We start from the raw sequence: 19,345 nt of genomic DNA, 5'->3' as shown, positions 1-19,345 counted from the left end.
CGGGCGCCGGGTCCGGCAGCCCCGCTCAGACGAGGTCCTGCATGAGGACGGCCAGGGTCGGTCGTTCCCTCGGGAACATCTCGCGCACGGCGCTGCGCTCGCTGATGCCCAGGATCAGCCCCACCTGCTCCTCGTCGGCACCGCGCTCGTACAGGCGGGTCGCCACAGTGTGGCGGACGGACAGCGCGGTCACGCCCTCGAGCTCCGAGTAGCGGAAGAGCTTGCGGTAGGCCTCCAGGATGGCGCGGCAGAGGTAGCGGTGCTGGCCCTTCTCGCCGTGGTAGATGATCCGGAAACCCATCCCCGACGGCGTCAGGAACAGCGGGCTTTCCGGGTCCAGGCCGCGCCAAGCCTGCGACTCCCCGATGCCATGGCGGCGCTCCAGCCGCTGCGCCAAGTACAGGTCGAGCGCCTCGACGAGCCTGCGGCTGGCGAAGTACAGCGGCCGCGGCCGGCCGTTGTTGGCGGCGCTGGCGGGCAGGACGGACTCGACGCGAACCTCGCCCTGCTCATCCACGTAGTCCTTCACCCGGAGCCGCGCGATCTCCAGCGGCTTGGCGCCGGTCGCGAACAGCAGGTAGAACAGGGCCACGTCGCGCGCGGCCTGCGCGCTGCGGCCGCGGATGCGCTTGATGGCCAGATCCATCTCCTCGGGGGACACCACCCGGCTGGCGCGCGCCGCGGGCGCCGGCGCGGGCTCGAAGCGCTCCAGGGCCTGCAGGATCGCGTCCCGGTGCTCGCGCAGCCGTCCCACGAACGCGGTGCCGCCCTCGCTCAGGCCCTCGATCCCCACCTCCCGGCTGAGGCGGCCGGCCAGGGCCTTGATGCGCCGCTCGACGGCCGTGCGCGTGACCCCGAACTCGGCGGCCACGGCCGCGTACGTGCTGCCGGTCAGCACCCGGCGCAGCATCGCGACGGACTGTGCCGCCGTGTCCGGACCGCCTTCCGTTTCCTCGTCAACCATGCCGTACCTCGTGGCCTGTGGAACGCCTGCACCCTCCGGCCCGGCACCTATGGCGCCGGGTCGATCCGGCAACTGCTGCCGGCCCTCGCCCCGGGATGCGGTGGACGAGGGCCGTCCTGCGGCTGGAACTCTGTCGCGATGTCCAGGCCGCACCGCCCGTGCCGGTCGACCGTTGCCCGCCTGCTCGTCAATCCGGGACTAGGTAACGTGCCAGTGACATCAGGAAAACATGCTACGAAATATTTCCACTGCGTGATGACCCGGTCAGGACAAACCGCCTCCCGCGCCTGCGCGGTCGGCGGTGGACGGGCCTGCCGGTGTGATCCGCCGGCAGGCCAGCCGGGATCGTTCAGCGCCCCTGCTCGGCGATCCAGCGCCGCACGTCCTCGGCGCGCCAGGCCGTGACGCGCTCCGACAGGTGGACCGGCTCGGGGAAGCTGCGCGCCCGCACGCGCCGCCAGAGGGTGGAACGGGACACCGGCACGAAGGCCAGCACCTGGTGCTGGCGCAGGAAGCCGGTGTCGGGCAGGCGTGGCCCGGAAGACTCGGCCACGGGCTGCAGCGGGACGGCCGTCATGGGCCGCGGGGAACGGGTGGAAGAAGCCGCCGGGGCGGCAGAAGGCTTGCGCATGATCGGGCTCCTCGGCGGCACCAGCCGCCGGCAGCCATGACCCGCTCTGTGCTGGCCGCGCCCGGTCGTCGGAAGGCGTGGCCGACGGGGACGCAGGCGAGGCCGCGTGCCGCCGGCGTCCCGGACTGGCGGCACGGATGCTTCACTCGGCGGCGTGACGGATCTCGCCGCTTCGGGAGGCCGCGCGAAGGCGCCTCCGCCGCCCGCGGCCCGGCCAGGGTGGCCGGCGCCGGCTGGCGGCCTGGTCACGGGCAGGTATCGTCTGCGGCGCCCCCGCATGTCCGCGGGAGAGGTCCGGGCGGGATGCGGCGGGCCGTGCCGGCACGGCGCCGCATTCCCGCGGCGGCCGGCGTCCCCGGCATCCGGATGCCCGCGGCGAGGCCGCGGGCGGTGATGGTTCGGTGCTGGCGGTCCATGGCCGGCCTGACAGCGCCAGCGGGCTCAGCGGGTCGGCACGAGCGCCTCGGCGTCGCCCTGCGGTGCCAAGGCATCGGGTGCGACGGCGCCTTCGTCCAGTGAGGCCGGCCCGGCATCGGTGTCGGCGGCCTCGGGCGCCGGAAGGGCAGCCACGGCGGCAGCCGGTGCGGCATCCGGCAGCGGCGGCCGGTCCGGCCCCGCGTGCCGCGAGCCCAGCGCGCTCATGCGCCGGCGCAGCAGGGCCGCGTAGCCGCGCGCCGCGATCGCGATGCTGCGCACCTGCCGCTTCAGCACGGCGCGCTGGGCATCGACCTCGCGCGTGCTGATCACGTCGTGGATCTCCAGCGTCTGCAGCATCGGCATGGCGCGGTCCAGGCGGCCCAGCAGTTCCAGGTAGCGGCGGCCGAAGGAGGACAGCACGGGCACGTCGACCTCCAGCGGCCGCGCGTCGTAGGTGGCCGGGTGCCCGATGCCATGGGCCTGGAACAGCGACTCGGCGCCGTCGATGGCCTGGTCGAGCGCCTGGAGCGCCTGCTCGATGCGCTGCCGCAGCGTCGCCTCGATCCGGGCGATCTCCTCGTGGTCCAGCCGGGTCCGGGCGATCACGGAGATGAAGTGCGTGTTGAGCTGCAGCGTGGCGAACATGCGCACGAACAGCCGCTTGGCCTCGGCGCTGTGGAAGCGCGCCGTCATCTTCACGCTCGCGCCCTCGACGCGCCGGTAGTCCGCGGTCACGCGGCGCGCCAGGATGCGCTCGTTGATCCGCCCCTCGTCCATCATCGCGAGGCGCGAGCCGGGGATGGTCGGCGGCGTCTGGGCTGGCATGGATGTCCTCCGGCAATGGCGATGCTCCGTGCCCAGTGTCTGGCACGTCCTGATCCCGTTTCCACGCGAAAGGCCCCCTCCGGAGCGGCCCATTCGCCATCAGCCCCCTGCCCGGTGCACGCGCCCGGTTGACCGCGGCCGCGCCCGGGTCTACGTTGGATCCACAAGCAGCAGCTGGCCCTGCATCCCTGGCAAGCCCTGGAGACGGTCCCCCGTCGCCGCCGGTCCCCGACCGGCGCACGGACCCGACGACACCCGCGTGCGCTTCGGAGGCGGCCCTGCCCCGCCCTCCAAAGCGCACTTCCCCGATCGGTTGCTGGCACACCGATCACGCGGCCATTGCCGCGCCCAGCCAGCCCTGCCACGAGCGACCCGCTGGTCGCCGCCGGTCCCCGCGACCGGCCGATGCCATCCCCCGGGGGCCCGGTCCCCCAAGGGGAGTTCCGCGCGGCCTCCGCATGCCCAGGAGGCCACGATGAAGGACTTCGCCACGGGGCCCGCCCGCGATGCCCGCGGGCAGCCCCTGCGCCGGAACGCGCCTGCCGACGCGCTCGCCGAGGACGCCAGGGTGCCCATGCACGACGCCGCAGGCGCGGCGCCGGGTGGAGGCACCCCGCCGGACCCCTGGTCCGACGAGGAGGTGGTGCTGCTGCACTGGCGGCTGCTCCAGGAGGTCGCGGCCCTGGCCGACCCCGGGACGCCGCTGGAGGCCAAGCTCGACACCCTGCGCTGGGTCTTCACCGAGCGCGACAAGGATGCCGGGCCGTTCTCGTTCGCGAGCTGCGTGCGGGTGGCGGGCTGCAGTCCGCTGTCGCCCATCCCGTACTGCGGCCCCGTGGACGTGGAGGAGATCCGTGACCGCATCCGCCATGGCGTGCGGCGCTGGCTCGCCGCGACGCTGGAGCGCTACCCGGCCTGGGTGCGCGAGGCCGTCGCCCGCCACCCCGGCTGGGTCGAGGTGCAGCTCGCGCGCGACCCGCAGTGGATCAACGAGCAGGTCCGCAGCCGGACCGTCCAGGGCGACCTGTTCGCCTGAGCCCGTCAACGGCCCGCCGCCGCCACCGCGCGGACGGCCCTCGGCCACCCAGGAAGGCACGCCATGCCCGACCTCCACCCCGCACCCGTCTGGGCCGCCACCGCGGCCCCGCGCCCCGTCCTCGCCGGGCGGGGCACCGTCCCTCGATCCGTCGCCCCGGCTGCGGCCGGGCGCGACGGCTGAGGAGCCGCCATGAGGACGGCCCTGCACCGCATGCCGGTCCGGGCGCTGCACCCCGTGTGCGCGCCCGAGGAGCTGGAGGACCTGGCCCGGCGGGCCGGGGATCGCGGCCACGTGTTCCTGATCGCGGGCGCCGACCGCCTCGCCTACCGGCTGCGCTGGCGGCCGGTGGGCGTCGAGGTCGCGCGCCTCGACGACCGCGGGCGGGTGCTGCACGCGCGGCACCTCCCCCTCGACGAGTTCCTCGACCACCCCGTGCTCGAGGCCCTGCACGCCGGCCAGCTGTTCACGGCCCGGGGCGCCTGCGTCCCGCGGCCCGGCTGAGCCGGCCCGAGCCACCGCCGGCGGCCCCCGCGAGGGGCTGCCGGCCTTCCATGGAGACCATCATGCAGATACAGGTCCGGGTCAGCGAGGAAGGCACGCTGCGCAACCAGCGCCATGCCTTCACCGACAGGTACACGCTCGTCACCGAGCTGTTGCAGAACGCCCGCCGCGCCGGCGCCACGCGCATCGACATCGACTTCGACGAGATGTCGGGCCGGCTGCGCGTGTCCGACGACGGTTGCGGGATCGAGGATTTCCAGAAGCTGCTGACGTTCAACGAGTCGGGCTGGGACGAGCCCACGCGGCAGGAGGAGAGCCCCTTCGGGATCGGCTTCTCCCGCTGCCTGTACGCGGCCGCGCGCTGCGTGGTCACGTCCCGGGGACGGCGGATCGACTTCGACACGCGCGCGGCGCTGGAGCGCCAGCCCGTCGACGTGGTCGAGGACCGCACGCCGGCGTCCCGCGCCGGCCGCGGCACCACCGTCGAGCTGCACGGCGTGGAGCTGCCCGACCTGGCCGGGCGCATCGGCCTGCTGTGCGCGGGCTTTCCGGTGACGGTCGCCTTCAACGGCCGCCTGCTGGAGCGTCCCTGGGCACCAGACCGCCTGGCGCTGGCACCCACCCCGATCGGCGGGCTCTGGCTGTGCGGGACACGCGACGGCCGGTCCAGCCCGGACACGGCCGTGTTCCTGCAGGGCCTGTGGGTGCTGCGGCCGTTCGACCCGCGGCCGGGCCGCGTCAACGTCCTGCACCTGGATTCGCGCCAGTTCACGGCCCGCCTGCCGGACCGCGACAAGCTGGTCGACGAGGACGAGCAGCGGCGCCGGATCGACGCCACGCTCGGCGCGGCCTGGCGCGCCGTGCTGGAGCAGGCCAAGGCGCGGCTGCCAGCCGCCGAGTTCGTCACGACGTACCACGCCGCCATGCGGGCCTGGGGACACCTGGACCTGCTGAACGACGTGGACGTGCTGCCAGCCGCGGCGGTGGCCGGGATCGGCAGCTATCCCAGCCGGGACGGCTGTGGCGATCGCGACTGCCTGCACCCCGTGGACGTCGTGCCGACACGCGACGCCATCCAGGGCGGACGTGCCACGCTGGTGGTGCTCGACGACCTGGACGACGACACCGCCGCCTGCTGGATGCTGGCGCGCGCCCGGGGCTTCCTCGTGCTCGACGTGCTGGCCCTGCACCACGGGCACTGGGCGTTCGCCCATGTCCGCTTCCCGGGGCTGCAGCAGGCGCGGGTCCGGCCTGACGGCGTGCACGCGCGCTCATGGCTCGACGGCCGCCAGGCCCGGGCCGAGGTCGTGCTGTGCTCGACCGTCCAGGTGACGGTCGGCGACGAGACGGCGGAGATCGCCGGGGAAGGCGTGCTCCACGGGAACACGCTCTACATCCCCGACGGCGAGGCCTCGGGCGAACCGGTGCGCCAGGTCCGTGACTTCACCGACGAGCACGGGTGCTTCCTGGAGGACGACCTCGACGCCGACCGCCAGGCACTGGCCGACCTGATCGGCCGGCTGCGCTGCGCCGATCCGGGGGCTGCCCTCGGGTCGCTGCTGCGCGAGCTCCGGCCCGAGCGCTTCCCGGCGCTGCACGGCCGGCGCTTCCTCGTGACCGTGGGCACCGACCACGGCAGCCACCGCGTCGAGCTGGTGGCCTGAGCAGCGGGCCTGGCCGATGACATGGCAACCACCCTGTCCCGGCCGCGCCCGCGTGGCGTGCCGAGGCCTGCCCGCAGGCCGCCGGCACGCCGGAGCGGCACGTACGCCCCGCGGCCCGCGGTGCCCGTGCCGCCGTCCCTCACCCGCCCGCGCGGCCCGGTGTTCCGGTCCCGTGCGGCGTCACATGGAGACGAAACGATGAACCACTTCCCGAACCGCCCGGCCCGGCGCGCTGCGCGCGCGCCTGCTGCCGGGACACCGCACCCGGGAGGCCGCCATGGCTGAACGGATGGACGAGTCCCGCATCGAGCGGGTCAAGCAGCGGGCGCTCGGCCGCTGGACGGAGATCCTGCGCAGCCTCGGCGTCGAGGAGCGCATCCTGCAGCGGCGCAACGGGCCCTGCCCGCTGTGCGGCGGCACCGACCGCTTCCAGTACACCGACAAGTTCGGCCAGGGCAACTACTACTGCCGCCACTGCGGCCCCGGCGGCGGCTTCAAGCTGCTGCAGGCCGTGCTGCACGAGGACTTCGCGTCCGTGCTGCGCCGGGTTGAGGCCTGCGTCGGCACCGGCGGCATGGCACCGCCCCGGGACGCCGCCGCGCCCTCGCCCGAGCGCATGCGGCGGCTGATGCAGCGCCTGTGGGACGGGGCCCGGCCGCTGCAGCCGGGCGACCCCGCGGACCGCTACCTGCGCGCCCGAGGCCTGGAGCTGGCGTCGCCGCCGGCCACGCTGCGCTGCCACCCGGCGCTGGGCTACTACGAGCCCGGCCACGACAGCCGGCCCCGGCTGCTCGGCACCTACCCCGCGCTGCTGGCCCGCATCCAGCGGCCCGACGGGCAGGTCGTCAGCCTGCACCGCACCTGGGTGCTGGACGGCGCCAAGGCGCCGGTGCCCGAGCCGCGCAAGGTCCTGTGCCCCGGCATCCAGGGCGCGGCGGTGCACCTGTACCCGGCAACCGACGAGCTCGCCGTCGCCGAGGGCATCGAAACCGCGCTGGCGGTGCACCTGGCCACCGGCCGCCCCGTGTGGGCGGCCCTGGCCGCGGGCAACCTGGAGCGGCTGTGGCTGCCGCAGGGCGTGCGGCGCCTCGACATCTGGGCCGACAACGACGCCGACGGCGGCTTCGAGGGCCAGGCCAGCGCCTACGCGCTGGCGCGGCGCCTCGTGCGCGAGGCCGGCACGGCCACCGCGCTCGACGTCCAGGTGATGGTGCCCCGCACGCCCGGCCAGGACTGGGCCGACGTGTGGCAGGCGCAGGCCCGTGAGCGCGCGCTGAAGGCGGCCTGAAGGCCATGGCACCCCGGCCCGGCACGGACTTGCGCGGCGCGACGCCGCCGGCCGTGCCGCGGCCCGGCGGTGCCAACGCCTTCCCCCTGGTCGCTGTCGCACCAGGCCGTGCCGGTCCGGCACGGCGAAGACAGCCCCGCAGTCGGCGCGCGAGCCCCCTCGCGCGCCCCCTGGGCCGGACACCGCTCCGGCCCGTTCACCCACCCCGGCGGGGCCGCGCGTCCCGTCCGGGGCGTGGCGGCCCCGCTCACTTCCGTGAGGAGCACGAGATGAAGACAGGACGGACCCTGGTGAGCCTGGCGCAGGAACTGGAGCGCCAGCAGCAGTCGAAGAAGGACATGGTGGTCCCCTCGGCACTGATGCACCACGAGACTGACGACGCCGGCGCGACGCGCCTGGTGGTCGAGGAGGATGGCGGTCCCGGCCGCTACGCCATGACGCCCCTGGCCCGGCGCCAGCTGGCCGAGAAGCTGCGCATCCCCTACGCGTACTTCGAGCGCATGCGCGAGGAGCAGCCCGGGCTGCTCGACCGCAACGTCAACGCCTGGCTGCAGCGCGACGAGGACCGGCGCATGCTGCGCACCCTCGACGGCCAGGTGCGGGCCGTGCTGTCGGACCGCTACCGGCGGCTCGACAACCACGACCTCGCCGAGAGCGTGCTGCCGCTGCTGCAGCAGCTGCCGCAGGCGCGCTTCGAGTCGGTGGAGCTGACCGGGACGCGCATGTACCTCAAGGTCGTCACGCCGCGGCTGCGGCACGAGGTGTCGCCGGGCGACGTGGTGCAGGCCGGCGTGGTGGTGAGCAACTCCGAGGTGGGCCACGGCACGCTGTCGGTGCAGCCGCTGCTGTACCGGCTGGCGTGCAGCAACGGGCTGATCGTCTCCGACGGCTCGCTGCACAAGACCCACGTCGGGCGCAGCATCGCCCCCGGGCAGGAGCCCATGACGCTGTTCCGCGACGACACCGTGCAGGCCGACGACCGGGCCTTCTTCCTGAAGGTGCGCGACGTGGTCGAGGCGGCGGTGTCCGAGACGGCGTTCCTGCAGGCCGCGCGCCGGCTGGAGCGCACGCGCGCGATTCCGCTCGCGGGCGACCCGGTGCGCTCGGTCGAGGTGCTGGCCAACCGTTACGCCCTCAACGAGGAGGAGCGCACCGGCGTGCTGCGGCACCTGGTGCTGGGCGGCGACCTCACGGCCTACGGCCTGGTCAACGCCGTCACGCACTACTCGCAGGCCATCGAGGACTACGACCGCGCCACCGAGTTCGAGGCGCTGGGCGGCCGGCTCGTCGAGCTGCCGCCCGCCGAGTGGAAGGCCCTGGCCGAGGCGGCCTGACGCGGCCATGGACAGGCAGACCGGCCCGTGCGACAGCCGTGCGCGGCCGCTCCGCCTTGCGCCGCCGGCCGGATGCGGCTTGCCGCGCCGGCCGGCCGGCGCCCCGGGCCCCGCGGGCCCCGGGCTGCACGGAGTTCCCGGCGATTTCCCGCCCTTGCGCATGGCAATGCGGTGGGTTGCCGGACGCGAGGGGGGCGGCACGCGCCGCCCTCCCCGCCGTGCTGCCTATGCTGCGACGCACCAACGCAGTGCCCACTCGCTTTCCACCGACCCCCTGCATTCCACGACACCCAGCCCGCAAGGGCCTCACCGAAGGACAGCACCATGGACCAGGCTCGGCTCTCCGATGTCCAGCTCACCAACCTCACCCTGCTGCTGACGATCCACGACGCCATCCTGCAGGACCGCACCGCCGCGTGCTGCAAGTTCGGCCTCGACGCCGCCCTGGCCGGGCGCATTGCCACGCTCGGCGTCCAGCAGATCATGGCCCTGGTGGCCAACGTGGGCGACGTCACGCTGTTCCCGGCGCGGCGCGACCTGCTCGCGCTGCTCGACGCGCCGCTGCCGCTGGCGCGGCCGCTTGCCGCGGTGCAGGACACCGGCCGGCTCTGCGCCTGACCTGCCATGGGGAGGACATGCCCATGGACGGATCACGCACGCCGCCGCGGATCGAGTGCCGGCTGCAGGCGCTGAAGCTGGCGCAGGCCTGCGCGGAGCTGGGCGCCCGGGTGCGCACCATCGCGGTCCTCACAGGGCTGCCCGCGCGCGAGCTGCTGGAACTGCTGTTCCCCGACCGGCAGGCCGTGCCGCGCGGCCGCCCGCCGGAGTCGCCGGACTGGTACCACACCGCCAACCTGCTCTACCGGACCGAGGCCTCGATCGCCATGGCGCTGTACCGGCGCCTGCGCGAGGCGGACATCGGCCCCGCCGAGGCCCTGGTCGGCGCCTACCGCCAGTACCGCGGCGTGTGCGAGCCGCCGCACCGCATCAGCTTCGACCGCGCCTTCGACCTGGCCGGGCACACCGACGGGCTCTGGTTCACCAGCGTGCGCAGCTTCTCGCTGGTGGCCTGCCCCGGGTGCCACAGCACCTTCCTGGCCGCCTACGGCGCCATCGCCCTGAGCAACGACGAGTGCCCGTTCTGCAAGCTCGTGCAGCGCTACGGCACCGACACGCGTGTGCAGGCGTCCTTCCCGGTGCGGCCGCTGGCCGACCTGAGCGGCGTGCCGCTCGGCGTGCGCGAGCTGCTGCGGGCCTCCGCGCCCCGGTCGGCGGCCGACCTGGAAGGTGGCGACAGCGGGAAGACAGGAAGCCCGTAGCGGGTGCCGGGCTCGCCGGGACCGTGGCCCGGGAGGGATGGCCGGGCGGTGGATTGGGTGAATCTCGCATGTTGTTTTGCCAGTTTTCCTTGCCATGCCGATCCACGCCCCGGCCATCCACCGTTGCTGTGGACAAGCTTGTTGGCAAGGGGCTGGCGGCTGCCGCAAGTCGTTGATCGGCAAACCTTTCCCCTGCGCTGCCCGATAAATGGGCAGCCGGGCCGGCTGCGGCACCGGCTGCCCGGTGCTCCCAGGCCTGCCGTGCCGCCCCTGGCGCCTTCCGCGTCCCGGACGCAGGAGCAGGCGGCACCGCGCCTGCGTCCGTGCCGGACGGCAACGCCCCCTGATGCCGAAACCCCGGCCGTCCGGCGGCCGTTTCCCCATCGCGCGGCCACGACAGGCCCTGCAGGATCGGCGCTTCCCCAGCACGGAGGAACAGGCATGCCCGACTCCCACCTGCAGGACGAGGACGGCATCGAGGCCGTGCCCGCCGACCAGCTTCTCGCCGCCCACCAGGCGCTGATCGACCGGATCCGGCTGGCCTTCGGCGTTGACCGCGCCACCTTCGACAGCGACATCGCGCCGCTGCTGGGGCGCTACGCCGCCTGCGTCCACCGTCTTCCGGCCACGGCCGGCGGCCACTTCAGCGAGCCGGGCGGGCTGCTGCGCCTCGGCCTGGAGGTCGCCTTCTTCGCGCTGCAGGGCACGGACGCCCACATCTTCGCCGGCCGCTCCACCATCTCGGAGCGGCGCCACCTGGAGCCGCGCTGGCAGCTCGCCACCTTCATCGCCGGCCTGTGCTGCGAGCTGCACCGCACCATCGGACCGCTGCTGGTCCTGGACGCCCATGGCCGGGAATGGCCGGCCTGCCTGATGCCGCTGGCCGACTGGCTGCTCGACCGCGGCCTGGACCGGTACTGCGTGCGCTGGCGCGCCGACGTGCTGCCGGTGCAGGCCCAGGGCCTGTTCGTGCTGCCCCACGTCGTGCCGGCGAAGGTGATGCGCTTCCTGGGCGAGGACAACGCCGTGATCGTGCCCTACCTGCTGGCCGGCGTCGGCGGCCTGTCGCTGTACCGTGACCGCAACGTGCTCGACACGCTGGTGCGCCGCGCCCTCGCGCTGGTGATCGACCGCGATCTCCGCGCCCGGGCCGGTCGCGGCGCCGCGGCCCCGGCCGGCACGCACGTCGCGCGCTGCCTGGTCGAGGCCATGCAGGGCCTCGTGCGCGGCCACGCGGCCTGGGTGCCCAACCGCGACAAGTCGCGCCTGTGGCTGGGCCGGGAGGGGCTGTACGTGACCTGGCCGCAGGCCGCCGTCGACCTCCAGGCGGCACTGGAGGCGGCACAGCTGGCCGGCATGCCCAGGTCGCCCGAGGCCATGCTGGACGCCCTGCTGGACGCGGGCGTGCTGGAGCCCCGCGACGGCGCGTCCGCCCTCTGGCCCATCCAGATCCCGGGATCCCAGGCGCTGGCGGAGGCCGTCAGACTGTCCTCGCCCGACATCCTGCTCGCGGGCGTCACGCCTTGCCCCGCGCCGCTGGAGGTCCCGCTGGCACGCGATCCCGGGCAGCCACCGGCCAGGGCCCGACCCGCACGCGCGCCGTCCGCGCCCGCGGCCATGGCACAGCTGCCGCTGCCCGGAACGGAGCCCCCAGCCGCCGTGGAGGCCGGTGACCGGCCCGATGGCGAGGCGCCCGAGAAGCCGCCCCGGAAGAGCGATGCACCCCGGCGCCGCACCGTCACGCTGGACCCTCCCAGGCGCCTCGATCCCCTGGTTCGGGACGCGGTGGCGAAGGCCGTGAGCGCGGCCGGCAAGGAGCCCCGGTCGCTGGCGTCGCGCACCACGGCGGATGGCTTCTTCGTCCGGATCGACGAGCTGGAGCGGCAGGGCATCGACGCCACGGAGGCCCTGCGCACGCTCGGTGACGCCGGCATGCTGGTCGGGGCCGGCGGGCGCACGAAGGCCACCCTCGCGACCCACGAGATCGACGGCGAGCCCTGCACCGGCCTGGTGATCCGCCCGCGCTTCATCCAGGGCCTGGGCCTGGCGGCCTTCTCGCCCGCCGGCAGCCCGTCCGGGGACTGACGTGCTGGTGCGCCGCTACGAGATGCCCTGGCGGCCGGCCTACGAGAGTTACGCCGCGGCCGCCTGGCTGGCCGCCACCGCCGTGCTGACCTTCGGCGGCGTGTCGGGCGCGATGCCCACGGCCCTGGCCCGGCCGTTGGCGCTGTGCTGCTTCGCCTGCGCCGTGATGCGCCTGGCCCAGGCGCTGCGCACGCTGGTGCTGCGCGCGTCGCTCAGCGGCCGTGCCGTGCAGACCATCGGCACGGCTGAGCTGGCGCGCTGGTGCCAGCGGCCCGACCAGGTGTTCCTCGGCTTCGGCTTCGAATGGCGGCCGGTGCACGCGCAACGGCTGTACGAGCTGGCCAAGGCCGACTACCGGCAGTTCGCGCTGTCGCCGCGCCTGCTGGCCTGGCTGGGCCACGAGCCCGACCCGCAGCCCGACGCCCAGATCGGCCTGCCCTACATCCACGGCGTGGAGCCCGACGAGGGGCCGCTGCACCGGCCGCTGCAGAACTTCGAGGGTGGCACGCTGCTGGTGGGCACCACCCAGTCGGGCAAGGGCGTGGCGCTGGGGTGCCTGATCACGCAGGCCGTGCGCCGCGGCGACGTCGTCATCGTCATCGACCCCAAGAACAGCCGGCGCCTGCGGCGCATCGTGCAGCGCGCCTGCGAGGACTGGCGCGAGCCGGGCACCTTCCTGGAGTTCCACCCCGCCTTTCCGGAGGACGGCGTGCGGCTGGACTTCACCTTCAACTGGCAGAAGCCCACCGAGATCGCCTCGCGCATCCAGTCGATCATGCCGCCCGACACGGCCAGCGCCTTCACGGCCTTCGGCTGGGACGCGGTCAACGTGGTGGTCCAGGGCCTGATCGAGCTGGAGGAGCGGCCCAACCTGGTGAAGCTCACCCGCTACATCGAGGGCGGCATCGAGCCGGTGCTGGAGGGCTCGCTGCGCCGCTACTGCGAGCGCACGCTGGGCCCGGGCTGGCGCGAGCAGCCGGAGATGAAGCGGCTGCTGCACGAGGCGCAGCGCGGCAACCTGAAGCGCCCTTCCGAGGCGGCCAGCACCGAGCTGCTGGCCCTCGTCACCTACTACGAGCAGTACGTCGCGCCGTCCCGGCGCCACAAGGCCATCGACGCGCAGGTGCGCACCTTCCGCCACAACCGCGAGCACTACCAGAAGATCACCGCCAACCTGCTGCCGGTGCTGTCGATGCTGACCTCCGGCGACCTGGGCCGCAGCCTCTCGCCCGACCCGTTCGACGCCGACGACCTGCGCCCGATCATGAACTTCGAGAAGATCGAGCGCGCCGGCCACGTGTTCTACATGTGCCTGGACTCGCTGCCCGACCCGTCGGTGGCCACGGCCATCGGCGCGCTGGCGCTGGCCGACCTGGCCGCGCGGGTGGGCATGCGCTACAACCTCGGCGCCCACCGGCGCATCTCGCTCTTCGTCGACGAGGTCTCCAACGTCATCAACCAGCCGCTGATCGAGATCCTGAACAAGGGCGCCGAGGGCGGCATCCAGACCACCTGCGCCATGCAGACGCTGGCCGACCTGGCGCGGCGGCTGGGCAGCGAGCACGCGGCGCGCATGGCGCTGGGCAACCTCAACAACCTGATCGCCCTGCGCTCCAAGGACCGGCCGACCCAGGACTTCGTGGTCGAGACCTTCGGCCGCACGGCCATCCACACGCTGCGCGTGGGCGTGAGCACCGGCACGGACGCCCACCTGGGCGACTTCTCGTCGAGCTACTCGACGCAGCTGTGCGAGAGCCTCGAGGAGATGGTGCCGGCGGACGTGCTGGGCAAGCTGCCCAACCTGCAGTACTTCGCCTCGGTGTCCGGTGGCCGGATCATCAAGGGGCGCTTCCCGATCCTGGATGCCGACGCCCCGGCTGGCGTGGCGACCGCGGGAGCCGGCCCTTGATCCGCGCCACCGCCATCGTCTCCCTGCTCGGGCTGCTGGTGCTCGTGCTCTGGCTGCCCTCTGCGCTGCCGGCGGAGCGGTTCCTGGCGCGGCTGCGCGCCGAGCACGAGGCCGCCGTGGCCTTCTGGGGACCCGAGCACGCCACGCGGCTGCTGGCCCGGGCGCTCGACACGCAGGACACGGCCCGGGCCGCGACACCGCGAGCCGATACCGACACGGCGGCGCCGGGCGACGTCGGCGGTGCCGTGTCGCGGCAGATGGCCGGCGCGGTGGCTGATCTCTTCGACAACCCCTACTTCCGCTCCATCGACGCCCTGCTGCTGCTGGCCGGCTACCGCGCCGTGGCCCTGGTGGAGTGGCTGCCCTGGACGCTGGTCGTCCTGCTGGCCGCGGGCGCCGACGCCCTGGCCTCGCGGGCCGTGAAGGCCCGGGAATTCCGCCGACTCGATCCCGAGATGTTCGCCGCGCAGGCGTCGGCGGCCGTGATGGCCGGTTGCCTGGCGATGGTCTGCGTCGTGGCGCCGGTGCCGCTGCATCCGCTGGTCATGCCCTGCGCGCCGCTGGTGGTCGGGCTGCTGGGGGCGCGGGCACTGGGATGCTTTCACCAGCGGGGGTGATCAAGAGGCGCCCGCTCCCGAATTGACGGTCGATCAACCGTCCCGGATCGAATGTTTATTGCCAAAGAACGGTTCAATAATGTTTCTTCGGTGATCTGCATGCTTCTTTGAGAACCAGAGCCATGGATCATGAAAAAGAGGACGTGATCGGGGGTGCCTGGCTGGCGCACCACTACGCGATTGCCCTGGCGGCCCAGCTACCTGTCGTCAGCAGCATTGGCAAGCGCCGCACGACCAGGGAAATCAACGGAAGACGGTTCGAGACGTTCGCCGAGGCCTCGTGTCCCGCAGACAGCCTCAGGGGGCATGTGACCTTTCACCTCAAGCACGAGGTGGCTCACGTGGAGCTGCTGGCGCGCGTGTTCGAGCGGATCGACCCGCAGGAACTCGTCGGCTGGGTGGAGAGCGAGCCTACCGGCCAGTACGCGCGCCGCGCGGGATTCCTCTACGAATGGCTCACGGGCCGGGAACTGCCCATATCCGTCGAGCCTGTAGGCCCGCTGGTCGATGCACTGGATCCGGACAAGCTGGTGACGGCCTCGCCGGGCATGGCAGGGTCGAACCACCGCTGGCACGTGCGCGACAACATGCCGGGCAATCGACACTTCTGCCCCATGGTCCGCAAGACGTCCGAGCTACAGCAGGCCATGGCGCTGGATATCCCGGCCCTGCTGCACCAGCTGGAAGAGGAGTTCGACGCAGAGCTGCTGATGAGGCCTGCCGTATGGTTGATGCTGCGGGACAGCCGGTCCAGCTTCAAGACCGAGGGCAAGGCCGACAAGGCAGACCGCAACCAGCTGTTCGCGAACCTGACAGGCCGGCGCACGGGAGTCGGTCCCTTGGCTTTGGACCATGAGACGCTGGCACTGCTGCAGTCGCAGATCCTGGGGCGGCGCACGATGCTGCAGGCGCTCGGCATCCGGCAGTCGCCGGCTTTCGTCGGCGAAGCCATGCGCTTCGAAGAGGTGGTGTCTTACGTGGCGCCGCCGGTGTAAGACCTGCGGCCTATGCTTGAGGGCGTGAAGACCTTTCTCAAGCGCACCCAGGGTCAATCGGGCGTGATGCGCAGCGCGGTGGCGTCCTTCGGATTCGTATACATCCGTCCCCTGGCGGACGGCAACGGTCGAGTGCATCGTTTCCTGATCAACGACATCCTGCGCCGCGACGGCCTCGTGAAGAAACCGGTGATCATTCCGGTGTCGGCGCTCATCGACAACGACTCCGCGGAGCGCCGAGCCTACAACCGTATCCTCAATGCGGTGTCGGCGCCACTGATGCACTTGGTGCGTGACCGATGCCGCTTTGCCCCGGACCGCACGCGCTATCCCGACGGCGTGGTCTCGAACTTCATGTTCGAAGGGAATGACGTGGCGCGCCCGGCCTGGCGACTGCCCGACCTGAGCGCCCATGTCGCGTACCTCTCGCAGGTGATCGCACGCACGATCCAGCAGGACATGCGCAGGGAGTCCAGGTACATGCAGGCCCATGGCCGGGCGCGGCTGGCGATCAAGGAGATTGTGGAGATGCCCGACGTGCTGATCGACCGCGTCATCCGCTCCATCGAGGCCAACGGCGGGCAACTCAGCGGCGCTCTGGCCGAAGAAGTCCCATACCTGCTCAGGGACGGCGTCTGGGTTGAGATCTGCGAGGCCGTGGCCAAGGCGTTCAAAACTGCTCCGGCGCCCGGTGAGCTGTCCAAGCTCCAGCCCCGCCATGGCTGATTCAGGGACGATTCGGGAATCCGGTTAGTGCCCGTTGCCGGCATTCGGCTCGCCATCGCGAACACCCGCTTCGCAGCGGTTGCAGCCATTGGTCGTCGCTGGCCATGGTCACACTGACGGCATCAAGCAGTCGTTGGGCCCGATGACCTGTGCTGGTCCGAATGGCGGCTGTACGAGGGGCAGCAGACAAAGGACCCGGCCCAGGCGGCTTGCAGCTCAGGCGATCGCCCATGCCGCTTGAACTCGCAGAAGACCCACCGGCGACACCCGGTGCCCCATCCAGGTTGCCGAGAAGCAGTCGCAGCAGGGCTCTTCTACGCGGGCCATCCGGGCCCATGGCCCGATTGCAGTGCACTCAGGCCAGGTTGCTGACCCAGTTCTCCAACAACAGGCCGGGCACCCGCTCGAATTCACCGAGGTTGTTGGTAACCAGGGTCAACCCTTCGCTGCGTGCATGGGCCGCGATGTGCAAATCGTTGACGCCAATGGGTCGCCCCGCTTTTTCCAGCGCAGAGCGGATGGCGCCATAGTGCGCAGAGGCCTTGGCAGAGTAGGGCAGCACTTCGAGCAAGCTGGCGAACTCTTCCACCACGGCAAGGTTTTGCGCGACCTTGGCACTCTTCTCGGCACCGTGGTAAAGCTCGCTCAGGGTGATGGACGAGATGGCCATGCGGCCGGCGTTCTCGTTGAACACGCCCATCACCTCGATCGGACGCCGCTTGATGACGTAGATGACGATGTTGGTGTCGAGCAGGTACTTCAGCATCTCGGCGTCGAATCAGTCAGAAGGCTTCACGTTCGGCCTGCTGCTGGGTAGCACGCTCGGCCATGAAGTCCTCGGACACCCGCGGCCCGTTCAGGAAGAACTCGTCCCAGGTGTGACCCACCGGCGAGATGATGCGGTCCATGCCGCGGGCGCGAACCTGAACCTTCTTGACGCCTTCTGGCAGGCGCACATCCGCCGGCAAACGCACGGCCTGAGATCGGTTGTTGGTGAAGACGGACGAGATGCTCATCGCAGACCTCCGAATGGGATATGGCAATAGTATATGCCATTCCTTGGTGAGTTCACCGGTGGATAGCAGGATTCCAGCGAGGCGCCCATTTCTGATGACAGCTTGTGGCCGGGACTTCCTGTTTGGCTATGCACCACAGAACTGCCATCGAAGGCGGCCGCCCGAGGCCACGATGGCTGGCGCGGCCGCGTACGAGCGCCTCAGATTTCCGTCTGCTCGGAGATCTCCAAGGCGTCATCGACCTCGATGCCCAGGTATCGTACGGTTGACTCGAGCTTGGAATGTCCAAGCAGCAGCTGCACGGCGCGAAGGTTCTTCGTGCGCCGGTAGATCAGCGTTGCCTTCGTCCTTCGCATCGAATGCGTCCCATAGTCAGCGCGGTCCAAGCCCAGTTCGTCGACCCAGTGCCCAAGGATCCGGGCGTACTGTCGGGTCCCCAGATGAGGTGAGTCGTGGAGTCGGCTGGGAAACAGGAAATTTTCCGACTTCAAGCCGGCCTGCTTTATCCACGCCTGCAAGACATCCCGAGTGGCCTGCGTGATCTCGAACTGCACCGGGCGCTGGGTCTTGTGCTGCATGACGATCGCGCGTGTCGCCACTTGCTCGCCGTGGCACACGTCCCGGACCCGAAGCGCAACGAGATCGCATCCGCGTAGCTTGCTGTCGATGCCCAGGTTGAAGAGCGCGAGCTCGCGCACCCTGCCTTCCATCTGAAGGCGGACGCGCAGTGCCCAGATGTCCTTCACCTTGAACGGCGCCTTCTGCGCCAACGATCTTGCCCTTGTTCCACGGCTCGCGATGAGTCGCGTTGCCCATGATGGTCTCCCATCGAGTTGAGGGCTACGCAGAATGCGCCTGACGGCATCGGCGGTTCCCGGCCTCGGTCAACCACCCGTGCCGCGAGCAACTCCACTCGATAGTCAGCTTGGTGGAATGCGGGGGAACTCACGCCCTCGGATCGGCCAGGAGCGGCCAGTCTTCAACGACGCTTCCGGCCGACGCATTTTCCTCATTCACCGGACGGCCTGCTCAATCTCCGGCTTCATGTCCTGCGTCAGTTCTGCAGTCATCGGCGGCAGGGTCACCGATCCGCGTGCGCCGTTCTTCTCAATGTCGTCCACGAGCAGCTTCATTTCGGCGATCTCCTTGACCTGCGCTCGGATGATCCCATCGGCCAGCTTGCGCACGCGCGGGTCGCGGATGTCGGCCTTGCGCGCGTTGTTGATGGCGATCGAGTGATGCGGAATCATCGACTTCATAAAGTCGATATCGCCGATCAGCGTCTGCTGGCGATTGATCGCGAGGATGATGACGCCGAGCACGATGGAGCCGACTAGGATTGCCAGCTTCGTTCTTGGCCCGGCGTACATCTTCCACATGAAGGCCAGCATGATGACCGCCATCACGCAGCCCATTACGACCGACGACACCAGCCTCGTGAGACTGAAGGTGGCGTGATCGGCGCTGAAGACCAATTGGTACATCAGCGGAAACATCACGATCGTCGACGTGGCGATCATCGCGAAGAAGCGGCCCCAGCCCATCTTCATCGTCGAGTGGGTGCTTTGGCTCTTGGGGTCCATGGTCGCCTTCCTTTGCTCTGTCAGCAGCGGCTATGGGGCGTGATCAAAGCTGATGGCACTCCTGCTCGCCTTTCAAAACTTGGCAAACGGCATTCCCTAATACAACGAGATCGGTGAAATTTCACCATTGAATGTCGGTTTCGGCATTGGTCACCAACCGCCCTGAGCGGCCGCAACAGGCACGGCACGTTCCGTCACCGGATTCGCCAGCAGTCGTTCACGTTAGAAACTCGGCCGGCCTCGGTCGAGTGACCGGTGAAGGAGGTGGTAACGGTCGGTCGAGGCTGCAAGCTTCGAAGGACAGTTGATAGTCGGATGCTGCCGCGCGAACGGTTGGTGGCGACTGACCGGGTTCAGCCTTGAGGATACGTCGAGTTGGCTTTGGCGAACGACCGTTGGTGGCCGCTTGTCGCCGATCACGAAGCCACAGCG

General features: G+C 71.3%; 18 protein-coding genes and 1 pseudogene. 12 read left to right on the top strand and 7 right to left on the bottom strand.

Annotation, left to right across the window (positions count from 1 at the left end):
* Positions 1–25 precede the first annotated feature (25 nt).
* From H537_RS0125330 to H537_RS0125320, 3 genes are all read right to left on the bottom strand, one after another.
* Positions 26–964 (bottom strand): tyrosine-type recombinase/integrase, encoded by a 939-nt coding sequence (locus tag H537_RS0125330; protein ID WP_029000077.1) that lies wholly within the window; start codon positions 962–964, stop codon positions 26–28.
* 349 nt (positions 965–1,313) lie between these two features.
* Positions 1,314–1,595, bottom strand: coding sequence for a helix-turn-helix transcriptional regulator (locus H537_RS0125325; RefSeq protein ID WP_238446795.1), 282 nt, complete (start codon positions 1,593–1,595; stop codon positions 1,314–1,316).
* A 441-nt stretch (positions 1,596–2,036) separates the two neighbouring features.
* Positions 2,037–2,837, bottom strand: a complete 801-nt coding sequence (locus tag H537_RS0125320; RefSeq protein ID WP_238446794.1) for a DUF1845 domain-containing protein — start codon at positions 2,835–2,837, stop codon at positions 2,037–2,039.
* Positions 2,838–3,312: 475 nt separating this feature from the next.
* On the opposite strand from H537_RS0125320, the gene H537_RS45480 reads away from it, so the two are divergent.
* The 12 genes from H537_RS45480 to H537_RS55900 all read left to right on the top strand — a co-directional run bounded on the left by H537_RS45480 (position 3,313) and on the right by H537_RS55900 (position 16,314).
* Positions 3,313–3,873, top strand: coding sequence for a hypothetical protein (locus H537_RS45480; protein ID WP_051243238.1), 561 nt, complete (start codon positions 3,313–3,315; stop codon positions 3,871–3,873).
* A 192-nt stretch (positions 3,874–4,065) separates the two neighbouring features.
* Positions 4,066–4,377, top strand: coding sequence for a hypothetical protein (locus tag H537_RS53385; RefSeq protein ID WP_029000074.1), 312 nt, complete (start codon positions 4,066–4,068; stop codon positions 4,375–4,377).
* Between the two features lie 62 nt (positions 4,378–4,439).
* Entirely contained in the window at positions 4,440–6,041 is a 1,602-nt protein-coding gene (locus H537_RS0125305) for an ATP-binding protein (RefSeq protein WP_029000073.1), read from the top strand.
* A gap of 277 nt (positions 6,042–6,318) precedes the next feature.
* Positions 6,319–7,329 (top strand): DUF7146 domain-containing protein, encoded by a 1,011-nt coding sequence (locus H537_RS0125300; RefSeq protein WP_029000072.1) that lies wholly within the window; start codon positions 6,319–6,321, stop codon positions 7,327–7,329.
* 269 nt (positions 7,330–7,598) lie between these two features.
* Positions 7,599–8,663, top strand: a complete 1,065-nt coding sequence (locus H537_RS0125295) for a DUF932 domain-containing protein (RefSeq protein WP_029000071.1) — start codon at positions 7,599–7,601, stop codon at positions 8,661–8,663.
* Between the two features lie 324 nt (positions 8,664–8,987).
* Complete coding sequence (locus H537_RS54605) at positions 8,988–9,281, top strand: flagellar transcriptional regulator FlhD (RefSeq protein WP_029000070.1); 294 nt, start codon at positions 8,988–8,990, stop codon at positions 9,279–9,281.
* A gap of 23 nt (positions 9,282–9,304) precedes the next feature.
* Complete coding sequence (locus H537_RS54600; protein WP_051243236.1) at positions 9,305–9,982, top strand: FlhC family transcriptional regulator; 678 nt, start codon at positions 9,305–9,307, stop codon at positions 9,980–9,982.
* Positions 9,983–10,423: 441 nt separating this feature from the next.
* Entirely contained in the window at positions 10,424–12,067 is a 1,644-nt protein-coding gene (mobH, locus tag H537_RS45470) for a MobH family relaxase (protein WP_043459961.1), read from the top strand.
* A gap of 1 nt (position 12,068) precedes the next feature.
* Positions 12,069–13,976 (top strand): conjugative transfer system coupling protein TraD, encoded by a 1,908-nt coding sequence (traD, locus tag H537_RS0125275; RefSeq protein ID WP_029000069.1) that lies wholly within the window; start codon positions 12,069–12,071, stop codon positions 13,974–13,976.
* A complete protein-coding gene (locus H537_RS0125270; RefSeq protein ID WP_029000068.1) occupies positions 13,973–14,593 on the top strand; it encodes an IncC plasmid conjugative DNA transfer DtrJ family protein in 621 nt (206 codons plus the stop codon). The genes traD and H537_RS0125270 overlap by 4 nt, the downstream gene beginning before the upstream one ends.
* 107 nt (positions 14,594–14,700) lie before the next feature.
* Positions 14,701–15,588, top strand: a complete 888-nt coding sequence (locus H537_RS55905) for a hypothetical protein (protein ID WP_238446793.1) — start codon at positions 14,701–14,703, stop codon at positions 15,586–15,588.
* Positions 15,589–15,612: 24 nt separating this feature from the next.
* On the top strand, positions 15,613–16,314 hold the full coding sequence (locus tag H537_RS55900) for a Fic family protein (protein WP_441293986.1): 702 nt from the start codon (positions 15,613–15,615) through the stop codon (positions 16,312–16,314).
* Positions 16,315–16,669: 355 nt separating this feature from the next.
* Here H537_RS55900 and vapC read toward each other — a convergent pair whose 3' ends face one another.
* The 4 genes and pseudogenes from vapC to H537_RS0125245 form a co-directional block, all read right to left on the bottom strand.
* Positions 16,670–17,080: a type II toxin-antitoxin system tRNA(fMet)-specific endonuclease VapC gene (gene vapC / locus H537_RS0125260; protein WP_029000067.1), complete on the bottom strand. Its 411-nt coding sequence runs from the start codon at positions 17,078–17,080 to the stop codon at positions 16,670–16,672.
* A 16-nt stretch (positions 17,081–17,096) separates the two neighbouring features.
* Positions 17,097–17,330 (bottom strand): type II toxin-antitoxin system VapB family antitoxin, encoded by a 234-nt coding sequence (gene vapB / locus H537_RS0125255; RefSeq protein WP_029000066.1) that lies wholly within the window; start codon positions 17,328–17,330, stop codon positions 17,097–17,099.
* Positions 17,331–17,530: 200 nt separating this feature from the next.
* Positions 17,531–18,146: pseudogene (locus H537_RS45460) on the bottom strand (tyrosine-type recombinase/integrase).
* Positions 18,147–18,343: 197 nt separating this feature from the next.
* The gene (locus tag H537_RS0125245; protein WP_029000065.1) at positions 18,344–18,913 is read right to left on the bottom strand and encodes a DUF305 domain-containing protein; all 570 of its coding nucleotides are present in this window, start codon (positions 18,911–18,913) and stop codon (positions 18,344–18,346) included.
* Positions 18,914–19,345 lie beyond the last annotated feature (432 nt).

This window comes from Azohydromonas australica DSM 1124 (genome assembly GCF_000430725.1).
GTDB classification, from domain to species: Bacteria; Pseudomonadota; Gammaproteobacteria; order Burkholderiales; family Burkholderiaceae_C; genus Azohydromonas; species Azohydromonas australica.
This window is presented reverse-complemented; position numbering and strand designations above follow the sequence as displayed.